This window comes from Microbacterium sp. Bi128 (assembly GCF_918698205.1).
This window is the reverse complement of sequence record NZ_CAKKMM010001033.1, coordinates 1-1,830: the sequence shown is the minus strand read 5'-3', so window position 1 is coordinate 1,830 and position 1,830 is coordinate 1. Positions and strand designations below refer to the sequence as shown.

Sequence of the window (1,830 nt, the reverse complement as noted above, 5' to 3'; positions counted from 1 at the left end):
CTTGAGGTCAATCGTCCGACGCTAAGGGGCTGCCGTCCCTGGCGTCGCAAATGGAGGTGCTGTGGCAATCTTTACGGACCCAATCAGGGAACATGCTGATTTTGGCCCGGGGGATGCCGAATGGCTGCATCTCCTGGTCGGCGACTGGCAGATGGTCGCCGACCTCGCGTTCGCCGACCTGGCCCTGTGGTTTCCGCACCCGGAGTTCGGTTATGTGGCACTGGCCCACGTCCGCCCCTCCACCACGCACACGGTGTTCCACGCCGACTTCGTGGGGGAGGGGATCCGGTCGGACCTGCAGCCGCTGGTCGACAAGGCGTGGGAGAGCCGCGCGATCGAACGCTCCAACGAGACCAACTGGAGCAGCGACATGGCCCTGCGGGTCGAGGCGGTTCCGATGGTCCGCAACGGCCGCACCCTGGCGATCGTGACCTCCCATATGGACCTGTCGAGTTCGCGGATGCCCTCGCGGCTCGAGCTAACGTACCGGCAATGCGCCTACGATTTGCTGCGCATGGGAACCCTGGGCCTGTGGCCGGACTTCGCGTCGCCCACAGGCTCGCGCCGCGGCGCGCCGCGTGTGGGGGACGGTCTGATCAGGCTCGACGCCGAGGGGATCGTGCAGTATGCCAGCCCCAACGGGGTCTCCGCGTTCCGCCGCCTCGGCGACGGCGAGTCCCTCGAGGGCCGGTCCCTCGCCGAGGTCACTGCCGGGCTTCTGCGGGACCGGCGCATGGTCGATGAAACCCTGCCGCTCGTCGTCACGGGCCGGATGCCGTGGCGCAGCGAAATCGAGTCACGCGGCGTGAGTCTTTCGCTGCGCGCGATCCCGCTGCGCGACGAGCAGCAGCGGTTCGGCGCCCTGGTCCTGTGCCGGGACGTCTCGGAGCTGCGCCGCCGGGAGATGGAACTGGTCACCAAGGACGCCACGATCCGCGAGATCCACCACCGGGTGAAAAACAACCTGCAGACTGTCGCCGCCCTCTTGCGGATGCAGTCGCGGCGCATGGTCAGTGACGAGGCCAAACAGGGGCTCGAGCAGGCCATGCGGCGGGTGGCGACCATTGCCCTCGTTCACGAGACGCTCTCGCAGGGCCTGACCCAGAGCGTTGATTTTGACGAGCTCATCGGCCGCCAGTTCCGGCTCTCTGCCGAGGTCGCCTCGCCCTCGCAGCAGGTCAAGACACAGCGTTCCGGCCTCTTTGGCGACCTGCCGAGCGACTTCGCCACCCCGTTGGCCCTGGTCATCAACGAGCTGGTCACGAACGCGGTCGAGCACGGGCTGGAGGGGCGCACCGGTACTGTCTGGCTCATCGCCGACCGGTCGGAGAGCGAGGACGGGGATGAACTTCTCACCGTGACGGTGGAGGACGACGGCGTCGGACTGCCGGACACGCCTTACGTCGAGGGCTTGGGCCTGCAGATTGTCCGCACGCTGGTCATGAGTGAACTCGGTGGCACTATCCACTGGGAGGGAAGGGACGGCGGGGGAACCGCAGTCCAGATTGTCCTGAGCCTGACGCCGCGCTGACATCCTGACGCCGCGCTGATGCCGGGCGCACCGCCGGCTCCGGGCGCACCGGCTTAAACGGACAATGGCCGCGGACCTGTGGGTCCGCGGCCATTGCTGCAGGGTCGTGCGATCGTTGCCGGCACCGTAGCTATCGGTGCTTGGGCAGCAGAATTAGGAGGCGCGCCGTGCCCGTGCTGCGCGGCGCTTGAGGGCGCGGCGCTCGTCCTCGCTCATCCCGCCCCACACTCCGGCATCCTGGCCGGACTCCAATGCCCACTGCAGGCAGGTGTCCACGACCGGGCAGCGCCGGCAAACAC

General features: G+C 67.9%; 2 protein-coding genes. One reads left to right on the top strand and one right to left on the bottom strand.

All coding sequences use genetic code 11. The features are described from left to right. Positions 1-61 precede the first annotated feature (61 nt). Positions 62-1,531 carry a sensor histidine kinase gene (locus LQV45_RS29430; protein WP_230010618.1) on the top strand — a complete coding sequence of 490 codons (1,470 nt, stop codon included), beginning with the start codon at positions 62-64 and terminating at the stop codon, positions 1,529-1,531. Between the two features lie 153 nt (positions 1,532-1,684). Here LQV45_RS29430 and LQV45_RS29425 read toward each other — a convergent pair. Then, positions 1,685-1,830 (bottom strand): WhiB family transcriptional regulator (locus tag LQV45_RS29425; RefSeq protein WP_230010620.1); only part of this gene is annotated, 146 nt, incomplete at its 5' end.